A 17,930-nucleotide genomic window follows, 5' to 3' on the forward strand; every position below is an offset into this window, starting at 1 on the left:
CGGTCGGATCACCCCGGTCGACGGTGTCGACATGACCGTGCGCCGCGGCGAGACCATCGGCATCGTCGGCGAGTCCGGTTCCGGCAAGTCGATGCTCGTGCGGTCGATCATGGGGATCGCCCCCACCACCGCCCGGGTGGATCCCACCTCGTCCGTCCGGTTCGACGGCCGGGACGTCCTGAGCCTGTCCCAGCGCGAGGCGCAGGGCTTCTGGGGCCGCGAGATCGCCATGGTCTTCCAGGACCCGCTCACCTCCCTCAACCCCATCCGGACCATCGGGCGCCAGATCACGGACCCGCTGCGGCACCACCTGGGACTGAACCGGCGGGCGGCCGCGGACCGGGCTGTCGAACTGCTCGAGCGGGTCCGGATCCCGTCGCCCCGCAGCCGCCTGGGCGAGTACCCGCACCAGCTCTCGGGCGGCATGCGCCAGCGGGTCGGCATCGCGATCGCGCTGTCCTGCTCGCCCAAGCTGCTGATCGCCGACGAGCCCACCACCGCCCTGGACGTGACGGTGCAGCACGAGATCCTGGACCTGCTGCACGCGCTGCAGGCCGACGGCGACATGGCGATGATCCTCGTGAGCCACGACCTCGCGGTGGTCTCGCAGCACACGGACCGGATCGGGGTCATGTACGCCGGCCGCTTCCTCGAGGTGGGCGACACGCGCGCCCTGCTCGACGAGCCCGCGCACCCGTACACCGGGGCGCTGCTGGACTCCATCCCGCGGCCCGACCTGCCCCCGCACACCATGCTCACCGTGATCGAGGGGCGCCCGCCGGACCTGCGGGCGATGCCGCCGGGATGCCGCTTCGCCCCCAGGTGCCCACGGGTGGCCGAGGACTGCCTCGTCGTCGACCCCCCTCTCGCGGACCTGGACCGCGCCACCGACACCGACCGCGCCACCGACACCGACCCCGGCACCGTCCCCGGTCCGGTCCACCGCGTCGGCTGCCTCCACCCCACCGTCCCCGCCCTCCCCCTGCCCGGCGGTGAGGCGTCATGACCGGCGCGACCCCGGACGTCGCCGCGTCCCCGTCGGAGCCGACCGGCACGGGGCCCGGCCGAGCCCCCGACGCCAGACTCGTCGTGGAGAACGTCACGGTGGAGTACCGGACCCGGAAGGGCACGGTCCACGCCGTCACCGACGTCTCCCTCGACGTCCCCCGCGGCACCACGCTCGCCCTGGTGGGCGAGTCCGGGTGCGGCAAGTCCAGCCTCGGCCGGGCGATGCTCCAGCTCCCCCGCCCCACCTCGGGGCGGGTGATGGTGGACGGCACCGACCTGTGTTCCCTGTCCGGCGCGGCGCTCAAGCGGGCCCGCAAGTCCATCCAGATGGTGTTCCAGGACCCCGTCTCCTCCCTCAACCCGCGCCGCAGGGTCCGGGACATCGTGGCGGAGGGCCTGGAGATCCAGGGCATCGAGGGCGACGGGGCCGAGCTGCGGCGCCGGGTCGACGCCGCGATGGAGGCGGTGGGCCTGGACCCCGCCTCCGCCGGCGACCGGCGACCGGCGGAGTTCTCGGGCGGACAGTGCCAGCGCATCGCCCTGGCCCGGGCCCTGGTGCTCGAGCCGGAGGTGCTGGTGTGCGACGAGCCGGTGTCCGCGCTCGACGTCTCGGTGCAGGCGCAGATCCTCAACCTGCTCGAGGACATGAAGGCGCGGTACCGGCTGACCATGGTGTTCATCTCCCACGACCTGTCGGTGGTGCACAACATCGCCGACCGCGTGGCGGTGATGTACCTGGGCACGGTGTGCGAGGTCGCCGACACCACGGCGCTCTACCGGGCGCCCGCGCACCCGTACACGATGCTGCTCCTCTCGTCGGCCCCCACGCTCGGCGGCACCCTGGCCGACACCCTCGGGGAGACGCCGATCGCCGCCACGAGCTCGGAGCTGCCCTCCCCCCTGAACCCCCCGTCGGGCTGCAGGTTCCGGACCCGGTGCCCCCGGGCCACCGCGATCTGCACGACCGACCGTCCCCAGCTAGTCGACATCGCACCCGGCCATCAGGTCGCGTGTCACCACCCTCTCGAGGAGAACAGATGAACCGCACCACCAGCGCGCTGGCCGTACTCGCGGCCGCGACCCTGACCCTGACCGCGTGTGGCGGAGGCGGGGACGACTCGACCTCCGCCGCCGGCGGCGAGGGCCTGATGCCCGACACCTCCGAGCGGTGCACCGAGGACCGGGCCGGCGGGACGATCACCGTGGGCGAGTACGTCATGCTGCCCACCTTCGCGCCGGGCCAGGGCCAGTACGGCGTGCGGGGCGGCGCCCAGTCGGCGGCCATCTACGACCGGCTGATGGTGTGGAACCCGGTGGCGGAGGTGTTCGAGCCCAAGCTCGCCGAGTCCCTGAAGGCCAACGCGGACAACTCCGTCTGGACCCTCAAGCTGCGCGACGGCGTGACCTTCTCCAACGGTGACCCGCTCACCGCCGAGGACGTCGCCTTCACCCTGGGTCTGCACAAGAACCCGGCCACCCGGTCGGTGGCCATGACCGACGCCATGCAGGTCGCCGAGACCCGGGTGGTGGACCCGCTCACCCTGGAGATCACCCTCGTCAGCCCGTGGGCCGGGTTCCCGGCCATGTTCGCCGGCACCGTCGGTGAGGTCATCCCCAAGAAGGCCTACGAGGCCGCGGATCCGCAGGCGTGGGCGAGCAACCCGATCGGCGCCGGCGCGTTCACACTCGCCAAGTACACGCCCGACCAGGAGGTCGTGCTGGAGCCCAACCCGAACTACTACGGCGGACCGGTCTGCCCGACCCTGCGCTTCATCCGCATCCCCGGCTCCCAGGGCACCTTCGACGCGTTCCAGACCGGCGAGGTCCAGGTCGGCTTCCTGCGCGGCTCGAGCTTCATCCTCGAGGCCAAGGACGCCGGCGTTCGCGGCTTCGAGGAGATCATCAGCTCCGGATCCGTCGTCAACATGAACGCCGGGAAGGCGGGCTACAACGGCGTCCTCACCGACGTCCGGGCCCGCCAGGCCGTCGGCGCCGCCCTGGACCGCGAGCTGTGGAACCAGCGCCTCACCGACGGCACCGGGCAGCCCACCTCCGCCCTCGTGGCCGAGTCCTCGCGTCTGTTCGCCGGCCAGGAGGGGCCGGCCTTCGACATCGAGCAGGCCAAGTCGCTCGTGCAGCAGCTCAAGGCGGACCGCCCGGGCTGGGACGGCAAGCTGTCCCTCCTGATCTCCGACGCACCCGAGAACGTCGACGCCGGCGTGGTGACCAAGGCGCTCCTCGACGCGGCCGGCTTCGACGTGACCATCGAGAACACGCCGATCTCGCAGGTCGCCGCCCGCCAGTTCACCGGCGATTACGAGATCGTGATCAGCGGGCTGTCCACCTCCGACGCCGACCTGGCCTCCGGCTTCGCCAGCGCGATGCTCCCCACCGGCGCGACCAACCTGTCCGGGATCAACGATCCGGAGCTCACCGCGGCGATCGAGGCGTTCAAGGCCGCCCCCGACGTCGACGCCCAGAAGGAGGCGCTCACGCGGCTCCAGGAGGTCTACAACAAGCTCCAGCCGTTCGCCGTGGTGGCCAACGGTGAGCAGTACGTGGCCGTCGCGGACTCGGTCCACGGCCTCACGCCCACGCTGTCCTCGACCGTCCTCTACGACGGCGCCTACCTGGAGAAGTGACCCGGCGTAACCCGCGGGCGCGCTGGTCCGCAGACCACGGCCCCGGGCCCCCGCTCACCGGCGGGGGCCCGGGGCCGTCCCGTTCTCATCTCACCCGGCGCAGCTTGGTGTTGACGAACTCGCCCATCCCCCAGCGGCCCAGCTCCCGGCCGTAGCCGGACGCCTTGACCCCGCCGAAGGGCAGCCCGGCCCGGGTGGTGCCGTGCTCGTTGACGTACACCATCCCGGCCTCGATCCGGTCCGCCACCCGCGCCGCCTCCTCGGGGTCGGTGCCCCAGACGGAGCCGGAGAGCCCGAAGCGGGTGTCGTTGGCGATCCGCAGGGCCTCGTCGAGGTCGGAGTACCGGTAGACCATCGCGACCGGGCCGAAGACCTCCTCGTGGTAGACGTCCATCTCCGGGGTGATGTCGGTGAGGACGGTCGGCTCCATGAAGGCCCCGGGCCGGTCGATCGAGTCGCCGCCCACCCGGAGCTTGGCGCCCTGCTCGACCGCCGTGCGGACCTGCTCGACCACGCCGTCGCGGGCCTCCTCGCTGGACAACGGGCCCATCTCGGTGGTCGGGTCTTCGGCCGGCCCGACCGTGATCGTGGAGTACAGGTCGGTGAGGCCGGTGACGAACTCGTCGTAGATCCCCTCGGGGACGAACATCCGCTTGGGCGAGTTGCACGCCTGCCCCGCGTTGGACAGCCGGGCCCGACCGACGGCGCCGACCAGCCGGTCCACGTCCTCGGTGTCCAGGATGATGAGCGGGTCGGAGCCGCCGAGCTCCAGGACGCTCTTCTTGAGGTTCTTGGCGGCGACCTCGGCCACCGCCGCGCCGGCGGCCTCGCTGCCGGTGAGCGAGACCCCGCGGACGCGGGGATCGGCGATCATCGTCGCCACCTGGCCCGACGAGGCGTAGACGTTGACGTAGGCGTCCTCCGGCAGTCCGGCCTCGCGCTGGATCAGCTCCACCAGCGCCGAGCTCCTGGCGCAGATCGACGCGTGCTTGAGGATCACCGTGTTGCCGGTCATGAGGTTGGGCGCGGCAAACCGGGCGACCTGGTAGTAGGGGTAGTTCCACGGCATCACGCCCACGAGCGGGCCCACCGCCTCGACGCTGACGGTGCTCTCCCTGGCACCGGGCACGTCGAGCGTCTCCGGGCGCAGCAGCGCGGGGCCGTGCTCCGAGTACCAGCGGTAGATCGAGGCGGCCAGCGCCACCTCCCCCTCCGCCTGGCGAAGGGGCTTGCCCATCTCCTCCGAGATCGCGGCGGCCAGCTCGTCGCTGCGGGCCTCGAACCCGCCGGCGATCGCGGCGAGCACCGAGGACCGCTCGGCGGGCGGGGTGGCGCGCCAGTGCGCGAAGCCGTCGGTGACGCGGGCGAGGACCGCGTCGACGTGGCCGTCGTCCAGGCCTGGGTACTCGGCGACGGTCCGGCCGGTGGACGGGTTGTGGGTCCGGTACGTGGTCATGCGGGATCACATCCTGAGGTGTGGTGGCGTGTCCGCGACGGTACGCCCGGTCAGCGGGCCTCGCAGCCGGTCGTCACCGCGGCCCGGCCGTCACCAGCCGTCGAAGCCCGGGGCCACCGTCGACCAGGGCGCCGCCGACTCGAGCTGCCCGGACAGCCGGAGCAGCAGGTCCTCGCGCGCGTAGTCGGCGACCAGTTGCACGCCCACCGGCAGCCCCCGGCGATCGGTGCCCAGCGGCAGGGAGATCGCCGGCTGGCCGGAGAGGTTGAACAGGCTGGTGGCGGCCGAGAACGACGACGACCGGGTCCACATGGACTCGGGGTCCGTCACGTCGAGGAATCCCAGCTCCGGGGTGGTGGCGGGCACGGTCGGCAGCAGCAGCGCGTCGATCCCGGCACCCGCGAACAGCTCCGCCACCCGCCAGCCGGTGCGCTGCGCGGTCTCCAACGCCCGGGACAGCCGCGGCGCGGTCAGGCTCCGGGAGTTGTCGAGGATCCTCAGGGTCCACGGCTCCAGGTCGTCCTCGCGCAGCTCGCGGCCGAGGCGGGCGAGCCGGTCCTCGATCTTCGCGTGCAGCTGCGCGCCCATGATGTCGCCGAGGGCGATCATCGCCTCGATCACGTCGAGGCCCAGCCCGACCTCGATCACCTCGTGCCCGAGCCCGTCCAGCAGCGCGGCGGTGCGGTCCACCGCCGCCGAACAGTCCGGGTCGGTCGGGAACGGCCCTGGCGCCGTGCGCATCACGCCGACCCGCAGCCGCCCGGGATCGATCGCGGCCTCGTCGAGGAACGGTCGCGTGGGGGTCGGGGCCCCGTACGCGTCGCCGGGCACGTGGCCCGCCACCGCGTCCAGCAGCGCCGCACTGTCGCGCACGGTCGTGGTCACCGCGTGGTGATACGAGATCGGGGCCGCCAGCGCCGCCGGGTGGGGCCAGGTGGGCACCCGGCCACGGCTGGGTTTGAGGCCGACCAATCCGCACATGGCGGCCGGGATCCGGATGGATCCGCCGCCGTCCGTGGCGTGCGCGACCGGCACCATCCCCGCGGCGACCGCGGCCGCCGACCCACCGCTCGAGCCGCCGGTGGAGTAGTCGGGGTTCCACGGGTTGCGGCACGACCCGTAGAGCACCGACTCCGTGGTGGTGGACTTGCCCAGCTCGGGCACGTTGGTCGTGCCCAGCACCACCATGCCGGCCGCCCTGTAGCGCTGGACGATCGCGCTGTCCACGGTCGCCACGACGTCGGCGAACAGCCGGGACCCGTCGGTGGCGGGCTGCCCGGCCACGTCGGTGCCCAGGTTCTTGATGACGATCGGCACCCCGCGCAGCGGGCCGTCGGGCAGTCCGGCCTCCACCTCGGCGCGCGCGGCGTCGAACCGGGTCGACACCACGGCGTTGAGCCGGGGGTTCAGGGTCGCGATCCGGTCGATCGCCCGCTCGAGGACCGCGGCGGGGTCGGTGGCCCCGGCGCGGATGTCCGCGGCCAGCGACAGGGCATCGCGCCGCCCCACGGCCGCGGGACGGTCCGTGTCGGCCGGGTTGTGCCTGCTCGAGAGGTCGCGGTGTCCGGTCACGGTGTCGTGGGAACCTTTCGTCTGGCGCGCCGGGTGGGGTCAGCCCCAGCGGGACTGGCCGCCGTCCAGGGGGATTGTCGCGCCGGACAGGTACGAGGCCTCGGCCGAGCAGAGCCAGGCGACGGGGCGGCCGACGTCGACCAGCGGGTCGCCCACGCGCCCCGCGGGGATGCCGGCGACAAACGCGGCGGCCTCCTCCGGGTTGTTCTCCATCCACCAGTCCAGGCCGGGGCTGTGGGCGTGCGGCGCCACGTTGAGCGCCCGGGTCCCCTCGGCGGCCCACTCGTACGCGGCCGCGCGGGTGAGGGCGCGGATGGCCTCCTTGACCGCCGAGTAGACGCCGTAGTTGGCCGCGTCCCAGCGCACCGCGGCGGAGGTGACGAGGTTGATAATGGTGCCGCCGCCGCGCTTGACCAACTCCGGCCGGGCCAGCTTCATCAGGGAGAAAGTGACGCGGGGCCCGCCCTCGAAGGCCGTGCGGAAGGCGTCGTCCGGGTAGTCCGACAGCGGGAGCGGCATGGCCATGTTGGCGTTGTTGACCAGGATGTCCACCCCGCCCAGGCGCTCGACGGCCGCGGCGATGATCGCCTCGGGAGCGCCGTCGGTGATGATGTCCACCGCCAGGCACTCGGCGGTGCCGCCGGCGGCGCGGATCTCCTCGGCGACGCTCTCCAGCTTGTGGAGCGTGCGCCCGACCAGCAGCACCGCGGCGCCCGACTCGGCCAGCCCCAGGGAGATCCCGCGGCCGACGCCCTGACCGCCTCCCGTGACGATCGCGACCTTGCCGGCCAGTCGGTCGTCGCGCGCGGTGCCGGGGGTCTGCGGGGTGGGTTCACTCATGTGGTTCTCCGGTTCTCGATCGGTGTCGGGCGGTACGGGGGGCTCACTCCGCGGCGGGCGCGAGGTGGTTGTCGGTGAGCTGGAAGCTGGGCACGTCCTTGAGGTCGACCATCGCCTCGTAGGTGCGCTTGTAGCCGGTGCTCGAGATGACCCAGCGGCCGTCGGTCCGCCGGTAGGTGTCCTCGTAGAACGCGCTGCCGAAGATCATCGTGTCGAAGGCCGGGACGATCACGCGGTCCTGCAGGTACCAGCGGCCGGTGGCGGTGTCGCCGTCCACCTCGATCTCCGGGTGGTGGGCCTGGTGCTCGGTGATCACGTCATCGGTCATCTGCTCGCGGAGCCCGGCCACCACCTGGTCCCGGCCGGTGTAGGACAGCCGCTTGCCGTACGAGGCGGAGACGTCCTCCGCGAGCGTCCCGGCGAGCTCGTCCCACAGCCGCAGGTCGACGCAGCGCAGGTAGCGGTACTTGAGGGCCTTGATCGCGTCGATGTCGTCGCGGCGGTCGGGTGTGGTCATGGTCGGGCCTTTCGCAGGGAGTGCGCGGGTTCCGCGTCCTCTGCTGCGACCGTAGTCAAGTGTGTACAGTTTGGGAATGGAACGCGGGAACCCCTCCGGGAACGACGACGACGAGGGCGGCCACCCCGACCCGACCCCGCCCGACGCCGCGCCCGCCCGTGCGGCCGACCCCCCGCGAGCCCGCCCGACCGGCCGCGAGGCCGACCCCCCGCGACCCCGCCCGACCGGCCGCGACGAGGTCCGATCCGCGGTCCTGCGCGAGGCCCGGCGGCTGCTGTCCGAGCGGGGGCCCCGCGTGCCCCTGCGCGACATCGCGGACGCCGCCGGGGTGAACCTCGGACTGATCCACCGGCACGTCGGGCGCAAGGACGCCCTGCTCACCACGGTGATGCAGGAGGCCGTGCGCTACGGCGCCACCCGCCTGGAGAACCTCGACGACGCCGGCGAGGCCGTCCGCGGCATGCTGCTCGGCGCCACCGCCCACCCGGAGATCAGCAGGCTCCTGGCGTGGCTGGCCCTCGACCGCGAGGCCGCGTTCCCGCCGATGGTCGACCCCTCCGAGCGCCCGGCCGCGGCCCTGCGGCGCATGACCTCCCCCCCGCCGGCCGGGGACGTGGAGCTGCTCCTGGTCTTCACCGCCGTCTACGGCTGGCCGGTCCTGCGGGGCGCGCTGCTCGACGCCCTGGACATCCCCGAGGAGCGGCGCGAGGGCATCGATGAGCGCCTGGCCGACCTCCTCGCCCGGGTCGTGACGGGGCGGCCCGCCGACCCCGCCGACCCCGCCGACCCCACCGACCCCACCGACCCCACCGACCCCACCGACCCCGCCGACCCGTGAGTTTGGTCGACGCCCCACCGAGTTTGGTCGACGGGATTCGCGTCGATCCGCCGGAGCACCTGCGCAGCGTCGACCGAACTCAGTGCTCCGGCGACCACGCTGGGGTCGTCGGCTCGGTCGTGGGCTCGGTCGTGGGCTCGGTGGCGGGCTCGTCCGGCCCCTGGTCCAGCCGGAACGGCGGGTACTCGTCCCGCAGAAGCAGCACGTAGGACCCGACGCGGTACACCCAGCGGTTGAGGCCCACGATCAGGTCGAACAACCCGGGCAGGTAGCGGCCGGTGAACAGCAGCCCGATCGCGACGATCAGCACGAGCAGCCCCAGCAGGGAGATGTTCCAGCCGCCGGAGGCGGAGGCGTTGCCGGCGGCCGCCCCGCCGCCGGTGAGGATCCCCACGATCATCAGGTGCGGGATCGCCAGCAGCCACCACTTGACCAGCACGAGGCCGCGCGAGAGGTGGTCGGGATAGGCCACGTCCAGCCCGGCCGGGTAGTCGGCGGGCGCGAGCGAGAACGGCGGATAGCGGTCGGTGCCCAGCGCCGAGTAGGCGTAGAAGCCCACCCGCCAGTTCCACCGCAGCACCCCGACGGTGTACGCGAACAGCGCCCGCGGGTAGCGGCCGGTGAACAGGATCGCGAAGAACGAGGCGATGGTGACCACCACCAGCCCGAACCACAGCAGCCCCATCACGAGAAGGTGCGGGATGACCAGCAACCACTTGACCAGCCACAGCCCGCGGGAGACGCCGGGGTCCGGGTGGCCGTAGAGGCGCAGCGGGTCGGGGTCGGCGGCAGCGCCGACGCCGACGGCAGGGCCCCCGCCCGCGCCGGGTCCGCGATCGATGTCGCGCCCCAGCCCGGCCGCGCCCAGCAGGATCAGCGGCAGCCCCAGGACCAGCGCCACGATCCCCGCGATCAGGACGCCCGGGTTCGCGAGGCCGAAGAGGTCCGTGTGGGCGCCCGCCTGCACGTCGACCCACACCGGGCGTGAGCCGTCGGCGTTCATCACCACCAGCACCCAGTTGCCGGATCGCAGGTCCACGGTGATCGTCTGCTGGTCCGCCCCCGTGGCCGACTGGACCCAGAAGTCCTGCTCGGTGGGGGGCTCGGGGGCCCGGGTGCCGGGCACCTCGTCCAGGGAGGCGCCGGTGTCGGCGTCCCTGGTCCACCGCGCCGAATCGCCCACGTCGTACCGCTTGGCCCAGGGGTCGTCCCCGAACACCGCGTGCGGGACGTCCCGGAGGTAGGCCTGGACATCGGCGGCGTCGGCGATGCCGATGAAGACGTCCTGGCCGGGGACCACGGCGGTCGCGCGCAGCTGGATGCTGAGCAGGTCGTCCAGCCGGAAGTCCCCGCCCGACGCCGTGGTGTCACCCAGGTCCACCCGGATGGGCGAGGTCGTGATGGCGTGGCCGACGGTCTGGGCCCGGCTCGTGTCGGTGTAGGCGTAGCGCCCGTCCCGCTGGGAGGCCTCGGCCACCGCGAGCGCGATGCCCGCGGCTGTGAGCCCGATGCCCAGGGCGGCGAGCAGCACGCCCGCGACGAGCATGACCCAGTTCAGCGGACTGGTCCGCGCCGGCGGGCCGGGGGGTGTGGAATCGGGGGTCGGATAAGCCGTGGTGGTTGTCATGATGCGTCCTCACCGAGAAGAAATGCGGAACGCGTCGCACCGGGCGCCCCCCGCCCTGGCCTTGCCCGATGAGTCTAGGCTTATCCCCCCTGCCGGTCTACCCTCGTCCGACCCCGGGATCAGGCCGGCCGCGCGCCCAGCCCCGTCGCGGGCAGCGACACGAATCCGCGGGTGAACGGCGAGAGCGCCCGGACCGCGGCGCCGGAGTCCACTCCCACCGCGGGGTGCGCCGCGTACAGCTCCTCCACCGCGATCCGCGCCTGCAGGCGGGCGAAGTGCGAGCCGATGCAAAAGTGCGGCCCGCGGGAGAAACCCAGGTGCCCGGTGATCTCGCGGGTGATGTCCAACTCCCCGGCGGTCGGCCCGAACTCGCGCTCGTCGCGGTTGGCCGAGCCGTAGAGCATCATCACCTTCTCCCCCGCCGGGATCGTCACCCCGCCGACCGTGACCTCCCGCGTCGTGGTCCGCGCGAGCGCCTGCACGCTCGACTCGTAGCGCAGGCATTCCTGCAGCGCGCCGGGGATCAGCCCCGGGTCGGCCACGAGCATCCCGCGCTGCCGCGGGTTCGCGTCGAGCAGCGCCACCGTGTGCGAGATGAGGTTGCCCGTGGTGTCGTTCCCCCCGGCCACGATCACAAAGCAGAAGCCGAGGATGTCCCAGTCGTCCAGCTGCTCGCCGCCGATCTCGGCCTGCGTCAGCGCCGAGATGAGGTCCTCGCCCGGGGCCGCCCGCCGCTCGGCGATCAGCTCGCCGAAGTACCCGAACATCTCCGCCACCGCCGCCACCGCCCCGCCCTCGAGGCCGGCCGGACGGAACCCCTCCTCCTGGAGCGTGGTGAGCGCGCTGACCCACGGGCCGAACCGGGGCCTGTCCTGGGCCGGCAGGTCGAACAGGTGCGCCAGCACGAACGTCGGGATCCGGGACGAGAAGTCCCGGTGCAGATCGACCACCTCGCCGTCGTGGTCCCGCTCGGCCATCTCCGCCAGCCGCCCACGGACGTAGTCGCGGATGAGCGGCTCGGTCTCCGCCACGCGCTTCGGCGAGAACGCCTTGGCCAGCAGCCGCCGCTTCCCGGAGTGCTCGGGCGGATCCATCATGACGATGGTCGGCGCCAGCCCCAGCTTCTCGATCTCGTCGCGGTAGAAGGTCAGGCCGCTGGCGGAGGAGAACGCGTCGGGGGCGCACACCGCGGCGTCGACGTCGGCGTAGCGCGACAGCGCCCAGAAGTCCGGGTGGGCGGCCGTGCCGTCGCCGCGGTGGAAGTGCACGGGGTCCGTCTCGCGCAGGATCGCGTAGCCGGGATACGGGTCCGCCAGGTGCGCGGGGTCGAACGGGTCGAAGGCCGGGCCGGGTGCGGTGGACGCGGCGGGTGCGGTGGACGCGGCGGGTGCGGTGGGCTGCATGGCCCCATTTAACACGTGCTGTTAACTCAGGGGAAGGGCGATCTAGACTCGCCTCGTGCCCCGCTCCGCCGCCACTCCCGGCCCAACCCCCACGCCCAGCCCGTCTCCCCCCAGCCCAGCCCCCGCGCCCGGCCCGGCCCGACCCCGCTCGGTCGCCACCCGCGAGGCCCTGCTCCTGGCGGGCCTGCGCAGGTTCGCCTCCGACGGCTGGCGCACCGCCCGGATCCGCGACATCGTGGCCGACGCCGGCCAGGGCAACGACTCCGCGATCAACTACCACTTCGGCGGGCGCACCGGCCTGCTCGAGTCCGTCCTGCGCAGCGGGGTGGCGCGCATGGAGCCCGAGCGCCGCCGCGACCTCGACAGGTGGGCCTCGTCCGCGCCCGACCTCGCGGAGATCGTGCGGGCGGTGGTGTCACCGCTGGCGGATTTGCTCGACGACGACGAGGGCCGCTGGACGCTCCGGGTGATCGGACAGCTGGGGCCGGTCGCCGAGGTGGGCCGGACGGTCGGCCCCGGGCCGGTGGCGGACACCGCGCTGCAGGACCAGTTGGCGATGCTGATCTCGGCCGTCACCGCCCGATGTGGGCAGGAGTGGGCCCGGCACCGGGTGCGGCAGATGATCGTCATGCTCACCGCCGAGCTCGCCACTCGGGCCCGCGGCCCCGCCGACGCCGCGCCGGCACACCGCCAGTACGTGACCGACCTCGTGGACTGGCTCGTGGCGGGGCTCGGGCGGGCGGCGCCCCCGCGCCCGAGGCGGGGCCGGCCTGAATCGGGGCCCGCTACGAGACCACGCACCAGCCCCTGCCCCCTCCGGCGTCCCGGCTCCGCGGCCCCACACGGGCCCCTGCCCCCTCCGGCGTCCCGACTCCGCAGCCGCGCCCCGGCCCCTGCCCCCTCCGGCGTCCCGACTCCGCGGCCGCGCCCCAGCCCCTGCCCCGCAGCGCCCCGGCCCCGCGGCACTTGCTCGAGATCTGAGCCCACCTGCGCGAGATCCGCGACGACTTGCTCGAGGTCTGCGCGCACCTGCTCGAACCCGGCGCACGCGACACCCCGGCAGGGCGTACCTGAGCTCGAGCAAGCGTCACCGAATCTCGAGCAACCTGCTGGCGACCGACCCGCCGGCGCGCGCTCGCCGAGCGCCGAACGCGACGAACCGTGAATCCGCCCTTACCTGAGAAAATCTGAAGTAGGTTTTTTTTTCACTACGGACTGGTGGCACACGCTCCTCCAGCTCATCTCCGCCCCGAAACCCGCCCCCGGATGAAGGACGTCGCCATGCCCCCCTCAGATCCCAGCCCCCAGCCCGCGGCCCGAGTCAGCCGCCGCTCGCTGCTCGCCGCCCTCGGCGGGGCCGCGGCGGTGACCGGCGTCGCCGGACTCGGCGCGGGCCAGGCCGCCGCCCAGAGCCTGTCCGGTTCACTCGACTCGGGCTCCCTCGACACCGGCTCCCTCGGCTCCTCGGGGAACACCCCGCCCGCCCCCATCCCCGCGGACGAGCGCGAACCCCTCGAGCTGGTGCTGCTGGGGACGCTCGCGGGCCCGATGGTGGAGAGGACCCGGGTGGGGATTGCGACGGTCCTCGTGGTCAACGGCGCCACCTACGTCATCGACTGCGGCCGCTCCTCGGTCACCCAGTACGGGCTCACCGGGCTCGAGTTGGCGGCGATCCGGGGCATCTTCATCACCCACCTGCACGCCGACCACATCGCCGACTACTACAACTTCGCGCTCATCGGCGGGGTGGTGGCCAATTCCGCGGGCGACAAGCTCGCGGGCCCGGTCGACGTGTACGGCCCGGGCTCGGCGGGCGGACTGCGACCGCCCAACTTCAACTACCCCGACTTCCCGGTGGTCGCCCCGCAGAGCCCCACCCCGGGCACCGCCGAGATGACGCAGCGAATGCACGAGGCCTACGCGTACACGTCCAACATCTTCCTCCGCGACAACGGCCCCGCCGGCGGCCCGCCCGACCCGCGCACCCTGTTCGACGTCCATGAGATCGCGATCCCCGACGTCGGGGCGAGCTACACCAACACCTGCCCGGCGATGGACCCGTTCTTGGTCATGGAGGACCAGAACGTCCGGGTCACCGCGACCCTCGTCCCGCACGGGCCGGTCTTCCCCGCGTTCGCCTTCCGCTTCGACACCGAGCACGGGTCGGTGACGTTCTCCGGTGACACCAGCCTCAGCGCGAACCTGGACAAGCTGGCGCTCGGCACCGACACGCTCGTGCACGAGGCGATCAACGTGCGCGGCGGGAACCTGCCGCCGGCGATGATCGAGCACAACCTGGAATCGCATGTCGAGGTCCAGGTGGTGGGGCAGGTGGCCGAGCGGGCCGGCGCCAGCCGGCTGGTCCTGACCCACCTCGGCGACTACTCCGGCGTGGTCGATCCGCGCCAGTGGCACGACTGGGCGCAGGAGGGCTACAGCGGCAAGGTGATCGTGGGCCGCGACCTGCAGCGGATCGTGCTGGCCACCCGCTGACCCGACCGGCGGGAGCGCGCGCTCAGCTCCCTGCCGTGGCGGGGATCGTGATGGTGAACCGGGCGCCGCGGCCGGGGCCGTCGCTGCTCGCCCGGACCCGTCCGCCGTGCGCCTCCACCAGCGCCCGCGTGATGGCCAGGCCGATCCCGCTCCCGCCGGCGTCGCGGCCCCGGGAGGGGTCGGCCCGGTAGAAGCGGTCAAACAGGTGGTCCAGGTGCTCGGGCGCGATGCCCTCGCCGGAGTCGGCGACCGTGATCTCGACGACCCCCGGCCCCGCGGGCGCGGCGCCGACGGTCACCGCTCCGCCCGCCGGGGTGTGCCGGAGCGCGTTCCCCAGGAGGTTCCCCAGCACCTGGCCCATCCGCTCAACGTCCACGGTGACGGTGGCCTGCTCGACCCCCTCCGCCGTCAGAGCGACACCCTTCTCGGCGTACTGCGCGCGGGCGGCGTCGATCGCGCCGGCCACGAGCCCGGCGGTGGAGGTGCGGGCGAGGTGGAGCCGGGCCTGGTGTTCCTCGGCGTCCGAGACGGCCACGATGTCCGAGGCCAGTCGCTCGAGCCGCCGGGTGGCCGCCCACAACACGTCCTTGGTGGCGTCGTCGAGGACACGGACGCCGTCGTCGAGGGCCTCGAGATGGGAGTCGATCGTGGCCAGCGGGGTGCGCATCTCGTGTCCCAGGTCCGCGAGCATCCTGCGCCTGGTGGCGTCCGTGGCCTCGAGCCGTCGGGCCAGCTCGTTGACGCTGCCCGCCAACTCGTCGAACTCCCGCCCCAGCTCCGGGCTCGCGACCCGGGTGCCATAGCGCCCGCCGGCGATCTCCGCTGTCGAGCTGGTGACCACCGTGACCGAGCGCTGGACCCGGCGGGTGAGGTACCAGCTCGCGAGCAGCGCCAGGAGCACCGCGATCCCCACCGCCAGCCCCCAGGCCAGGACGATCGCGATGGTGAACGCCTCCTCGACGTGCGCGGCCCCGGCGGAGTCGTGGTCGATCCCGGCCTGTCCCAAGTGGTCGTGGAAGATCCCGGGGGCCAGCGCGGAGGCGACCAGCCACGCGCTGACCGCGCAGCCCAGCACGACGCCCGCCATGGCCAGGAGCAGAAGCGTCCCGAAGCTGGCCCCGGCCAGCCGGCGACGGCCGCGCCCGCTCATCCCCCGGTCCCCATGCGGTAGCCGACGCCTCGGACGGTGCGCACGTAGCGCCCCCGGGCCGCGTCGTCGCCCAGCTTCCGGCGCAGGTGGGCGATGTGGACGTCCACCATGTGGTCGTCGCCCACCCAGTTGGGACCCCACACCGCCTCGATCAGTCGGGCCCGGCTGAGCACCACGCCCGGGTCGCGGGACAGAGCGGCGAGCACGTCGAACTCGGTCCGCGTCAGAGCGACCGCCTCGCCGCCGACGGTGACCTCGCGGCCCGCCTCGTCGATGCTCAGCTCCCCGACCGCCCGGGCAGCGGGCTCCCGCGGGCCGTCGGCCACGGTGGCGGGGGTCCGCGGCCGGCGCAGCATGGCCTGGATCCGGGCCATCAGCTCGCGTGGGCTGAACGGCTTGGTCACGTAGTCGTCGGCGCCAACCGACAGCCCGATCAGCGTGTCCACCTCGTCGGTCCGGGCGGTGAGCATCACCACGTAGGCGTCGGAATGGGCGCGGATCCGGCGGCACACCTCCACCCCGTCCAGCCCGGGCAGCCCCAGATCCAGGACCACCACGTCCGGGTCCGCCGAGCGCGCCAACGCGACCGCCTCGGCACCGTCCCCGGCGAGGGTCACCTCGAACCCGTCGCGCTCGAGATACGAGCCGACCAACTCCGCGAGCGGCCGCTCGTCGTCCACGACCAGGGCCCTCAACCCGGCGACCGGACCAGACGAGTCGTGGGCACCAGCGGGTGAGGGCATGGGTCCATCATCGCGCCCCGCCGCGGGGTGCGCCGCCGCCGCGGCAGCCTTGACCGAATCTTGACGTGACCTCCACCGGGAATGAGGGGTTCCCCGGCGACGATGGCGTGTGGCCATCACAGTCGACGGCCGCGAGGGCCGGAAGCGGGACAGGCGCCCCGCCCTCTTTGACGAAAGGACCCGACGATGACCAGCAGAGCCCTCCTCGCCGCCACCGCCGCCGCCGTACTGGCGCTCGCCGGATGCGCCGGGAACGGCACCGACTCGACGACCGCCACCGAGACCTCGCCCGGCGCCGTGATGAGCGAGACCACGACCGGCGGGACTCTCACGACCGCCACCGGCCAGGACTCCGAGCACTCCGCGGCGGACGTGATGTTCTCCCGGATGATGATCCCGCACCACCAGCAGGCGATCGAGATGAGCGACATCATCCTGGACAAAGACGACGTCCCCGCCGACGTGAGGACCATGGCCGAGGAGATCAAGGCGGCCCAGGGCCCCGAGATCGAGCAGATGCGCCAGTGGCTCGAGCAGTGGGGGGTGCCCGGCGGACCGCAGGGTGGACCGATGATGGGCGACGACGTGCCCGGCCACATGGGCGATCACATGGGCGGCGCGGACGATGCCGCCGGGATGCCGATGATGGACGGGATGCTCTCCGGCCAGGAGATGCGGGAGCTGTCCGATGCGCGGGGCCCCGACGCCGCGCGGCTGTTCCTCGAGCAGATGATCGCCCATCACGAGGGCGCGATCGAGATGGCGCAGGACGAGGTCTCCGACGGCACCTACCCGCCGACCGTCGAGCTGGCCCGGTCGATCATCCAGACCCAGCAGCGCGAGATCGATCGGATGCGCGAGATGATCGCCGCTCTGTGAGTGACCTGCGTGCCCTCTCCCGCGGGACCGTCACACCGTCGGGCCGTTGAGCGCAGGCCGTCGAGCGCGGGTGGCCGCCGCCATGTTGACGCCCGCCCCCTCTAGCCATGACGCGGTGAGAAGGCCTATGGTCATCGGCGTCCCTCACAGGCTCGGCAGGATCTGTTAAAGGAAATCGATGTCCAGCTCCGTCACGTCGCCCCAGATGCTGGGTCGCCGCACGCAGTTCTCCATCCTCGAGTTGGGGATCGGCGCAGCCCTCGCCGCCACCGCAGCGCTCGGCGCCACCCTCTTCGCTCTGACGCAGGACCCCGCCGACGCCTCCGCCGGCGCCGCGCGACAGTCCTCACCCCCGGCGGCGGTCTCCACGCCGTAGGCCGCCGGCCGCGGGCGAGCCACCAGTGTCAACATTGTCGGAGTCAGAACGTAGATTGGGACTCGAGTCGGTTTGAGGGCCCCACGCTCTCCCGGCCGTCGCACGCCGCGACCGACCGCGCCGAGGAGGCAGCAATGAACGAGCCCTTCAGTCCCGGTCCCGGCAATCCCGACGGCCGCGAACAACAGGTCCCCGCCCGCGAGGCCCCGGCGCAACCCCAGGATCCGCGGCACTTCGAGGCCCGGCGGGGTGACACGGAGCGCTTCGAGCCCCTCCCGCCCGCGCGCCCGGCCCTCCCCCCACAGCAGTACACCCCGCCGCAGCAGGACACCCAGCACCGCACCCCCCCGCGGCCGCCCCCCCCCCCGCAGTCCGCCCCCCCCCCC

At 73.1% G+C, this 17,930-nt stretch carries 16 protein-coding genes and 1 pseudogene; 9 read left to right on the top strand and 8 right to left on the bottom strand.

Annotation, left to right across the window (positions count from 1 at the left end):
• Positions 1-31: 31 nt before the first annotated feature.
• From Q0444_RS06670 to Q0444_RS06680, 3 genes are read left to right on the top strand one after another with little or no spacing between them, the layout of a single operon-like run.
• Positions 32-1,006 (top strand): ABC transporter ATP-binding protein, encoded by a 975-nt coding sequence (locus tag Q0444_RS06670; protein ID WP_291081408.1) that lies wholly within the window; start codon positions 32-34, stop codon positions 1,004-1,006.
• Positions 1,003-2,049 carry an ABC transporter ATP-binding protein gene (locus Q0444_RS06675; protein ID WP_291081410.1) on the top strand — a complete coding sequence of 349 codons (1,047 nt, stop codon included), beginning with the start codon at positions 1,003-1,005 and terminating at the stop codon, positions 2,047-2,049. Before Q0444_RS06670 ends, Q0444_RS06675 begins: the two co-directional genes overlap by 4 nt.
• Positions 2,046-3,650 (top strand): ABC transporter substrate-binding protein, encoded by a 1,605-nt coding sequence (locus Q0444_RS06680; protein ID WP_299022354.1) that lies wholly within the window; start codon positions 2,046-2,048, stop codon positions 3,648-3,650. Before Q0444_RS06675 ends, Q0444_RS06680 begins: the two co-directional genes overlap by 4 nt.
• An 85-nt stretch (positions 3,651-3,735) precedes the next feature.
• On the opposite strand, the gene Q0444_RS06685 is transcribed toward Q0444_RS06680, so the two are convergent.
• From Q0444_RS06685 to Q0444_RS06700, 4 genes are all read right to left on the bottom strand, one after another.
• Positions 3,736-5,106: an NAD-dependent succinate-semialdehyde dehydrogenase gene (locus Q0444_RS06685; RefSeq protein WP_299022356.1), complete on the bottom strand. Its 1,371-nt coding sequence runs from the start codon at positions 5,104-5,106 to the stop codon at positions 3,736-3,738.
• A gap of 90 nt (positions 5,107-5,196) precedes the next feature.
• Positions 5,197-6,678 (bottom strand): amidase, encoded by a 1,482-nt coding sequence (locus Q0444_RS06690; RefSeq protein WP_291081416.1) that lies wholly within the window; start codon positions 6,676-6,678, stop codon positions 5,197-5,199.
• A 39-nt stretch (positions 6,679-6,717) separates the two neighbouring features.
• Positions 6,718-7,518 carry an SDR family NAD(P)-dependent oxidoreductase gene (locus Q0444_RS06695; protein ID WP_299022358.1) on the bottom strand — a complete coding sequence of 267 codons (801 nt, stop codon included), beginning with the start codon at positions 7,516-7,518 and terminating at the stop codon, positions 6,718-6,720.
• Between the two features lie 43 nt (positions 7,519-7,561).
• Positions 7,562-8,035 (bottom strand): nuclear transport factor 2 family protein, encoded by a 474-nt coding sequence (locus Q0444_RS06700; protein WP_291081420.1) that lies wholly within the window; start codon positions 8,033-8,035, stop codon positions 7,562-7,564.
• Between the two features lie 76 nt (positions 8,036-8,111).
• Between Q0444_RS06700 and Q0444_RS06705 the strand changes: the two genes are divergently transcribed.
• Positions 8,112-8,873 carry a TetR/AcrR family transcriptional regulator gene (locus tag Q0444_RS06705; RefSeq protein WP_299022360.1) on the top strand — a complete coding sequence of 254 codons (762 nt, stop codon included), beginning with the start codon at positions 8,112-8,114 and terminating at the stop codon, positions 8,871-8,873.
• 79 nt (positions 8,874-8,952) lie between these two features.
• On the opposite strand, the gene Q0444_RS06710 is transcribed toward Q0444_RS06705, so the two are convergent.
• Positions 8,953-10,500: a DUF4389 domain-containing protein gene (locus Q0444_RS06710; RefSeq protein WP_291081233.1), complete on the bottom strand. Its 1,548-nt coding sequence runs from the start codon at positions 10,498-10,500 to the stop codon at positions 8,953-8,955.
• A 119-nt stretch (positions 10,501-10,619) separates the two neighbouring features.
• On the bottom strand, positions 10,620-11,903 hold the full coding sequence (locus Q0444_RS06715; protein ID WP_291081231.1) for a cytochrome P450: 1,284 nt from the start codon (positions 11,901-11,903) through the stop codon (positions 10,620-10,622).
• A 55-nt stretch (positions 11,904-11,958) separates the two neighbouring features.
• Between Q0444_RS06715 and Q0444_RS06720 the strand changes: the two genes are divergently transcribed.
• Complete coding sequence (locus tag Q0444_RS06720; protein WP_299022367.1) at positions 11,959-13,068, top strand: hypothetical protein; 1,110 nt, start codon at positions 11,959-11,961, stop codon at positions 13,066-13,068.
• Positions 13,069-13,184: 116 nt separating this feature from the next.
• A complete protein-coding gene (locus Q0444_RS06725) occupies positions 13,185-14,396 on the top strand; it encodes an MBL fold metallo-hydrolase (RefSeq protein WP_291081227.1) in 1,212 nt (403 codons plus the stop codon).
• Positions 14,397-14,418: 22 nt separating this feature from the next.
• Here the strand turns inward: Q0444_RS06725 and Q0444_RS06730 are convergent, their stop codons facing one another.
• The gene (locus tag Q0444_RS06730) at positions 14,419-15,546 is read right to left on the bottom strand and encodes a cell wall metabolism sensor histidine kinase WalK (RefSeq protein WP_291081225.1); all 1,128 of its coding nucleotides are present in this window, start codon (positions 15,544-15,546) and stop codon (positions 14,419-14,421) included.
• Positions 15,543-16,289: a response regulator transcription factor gene (locus tag Q0444_RS06735; RefSeq protein WP_299022371.1), complete on the bottom strand. Its 747-nt coding sequence runs from the start codon at positions 16,287-16,289 to the stop codon at positions 15,543-15,545. The genes Q0444_RS06730 and Q0444_RS06735 overlap by 4 nt, the downstream gene beginning before the upstream one ends.
• Before the next feature lie 186 nt (positions 16,290-16,475).
• On the opposite strand from Q0444_RS06735, the gene Q0444_RS06740 reads away from it, so the two are divergent.
• The 3 genes and pseudogenes from Q0444_RS06740 to Q0444_RS06750 form a co-directional block, all read left to right on the top strand.
• Positions 16,476-17,168: a DUF305 domain-containing protein gene (locus Q0444_RS06740; RefSeq protein ID WP_291081222.1), complete on the top strand. Its 693-nt coding sequence runs from the start codon at positions 16,476-16,478 to the stop codon at positions 17,166-17,168.
• A gap of 178 nt (positions 17,169-17,346) precedes the next feature.
• Positions 17,347-17,544 carry a hypothetical protein gene (locus tag Q0444_RS06745; protein ID WP_291081220.1) on the top strand — a complete coding sequence of 66 codons (198 nt, stop codon included), beginning with the start codon at positions 17,347-17,349 and terminating at the stop codon, positions 17,542-17,544.
• A gap of 134 nt (positions 17,545-17,678) precedes the next feature.
• Positions 17,679-17,930: pseudogene (locus Q0444_RS06750) on the top strand (hypothetical protein); the annotation flags it as partial.

The organism is uncultured Dietzia sp., from assembly GCF_937873725.1.
In the GTDB taxonomy this organism is placed as follows: domain Bacteria; phylum Actinomycetota; class Actinomycetes; order Mycobacteriales; family Mycobacteriaceae; genus Dietzia.

Excerpts from the sequence above, each read along its gene's own strand:
- Q0444_RS06725 (WP_291081227.1), top strand. The coding sequence starts at position 13,185 with ATGCCCCCCTCAGATCCCAGCCCCCAGCCCGCGGCCCGAGTCAGCCGC.
- Q0444_RS06710 (WP_291081233.1), bottom strand. The coding sequence starts at position 10,500 with ATGACAACCACCACGGCTTATCCGACCCCCGATTCCACACCCCCCGGC.
- Q0444_RS06675 (WP_291081410.1), top strand. The coding sequence starts at position 1,003 with ATGACCGGCGCGACCCCGGACGTCGCCGCGTCCCCGTCGGAGCCGACC.
- Q0444_RS06730 (WP_291081225.1), bottom strand. The coding sequence starts at position 15,546 with ATGAGCGGGCGCGGCCGTCGCCGGCTGGCCGGGGCCAGCTTCGGGACG.
- Q0444_RS06685 (WP_299022356.1), bottom strand. The coding sequence starts at position 5,106 with ATGACCACGTACCGGACCCACAACCCGTCCACCGGCCGGACCGTCGCC.
- Q0444_RS06735 (WP_299022371.1), bottom strand. The coding sequence starts at position 16,289 with ATGCCCTCACCCGCTGGTGCCCACGACTCGTCTGGTCCGGTCGCCGGG.
- Q0444_RS06745 (WP_291081220.1), top strand. The coding sequence starts at position 17,347 with ATGTCCAGCTCCGTCACGTCGCCCCAGATGCTGGGTCGCCGCACGCAG.
- Q0444_RS06680 (WP_299022354.1), top strand. The coding sequence starts at position 2,046 with ATGAACCGCACCACCAGCGCGCTGGCCGTACTCGCGGCCGCGACCCTG.
- Q0444_RS06705 (WP_299022360.1), top strand. The coding sequence starts at position 8,112 with ATGGAACGCGGGAACCCCTCCGGGAACGACGACGACGAGGGCGGCCAC.
- Q0444_RS06670 (WP_291081408.1), top strand. The coding sequence starts at position 32 with ATGACCGTGCGCCGCGGCGAGACCATCGGCATCGTCGGCGAGTCCGGT.
- Q0444_RS06715 (WP_291081231.1), bottom strand. The coding sequence starts at position 11,903 with ATGCAGCCCACCGCACCCGCCGCGTCCACCGCACCCGCCGCGTCCACC.
- Q0444_RS06740 (WP_291081222.1), top strand. The coding sequence starts at position 16,476 with ATGACCAGCAGAGCCCTCCTCGCCGCCACCGCCGCCGCCGTACTGGCG.
- Q0444_RS06700 (WP_291081420.1), bottom strand. The coding sequence starts at position 8,035 with ATGACCACACCCGACCGCCGCGACGACATCGACGCGATCAAGGCCCTC.
- Q0444_RS06695 (WP_299022358.1), bottom strand. The coding sequence starts at position 7,518 with ATGAGTGAACCCACCCCGCAGACCCCCGGCACCGCGCGCGACGACCGA.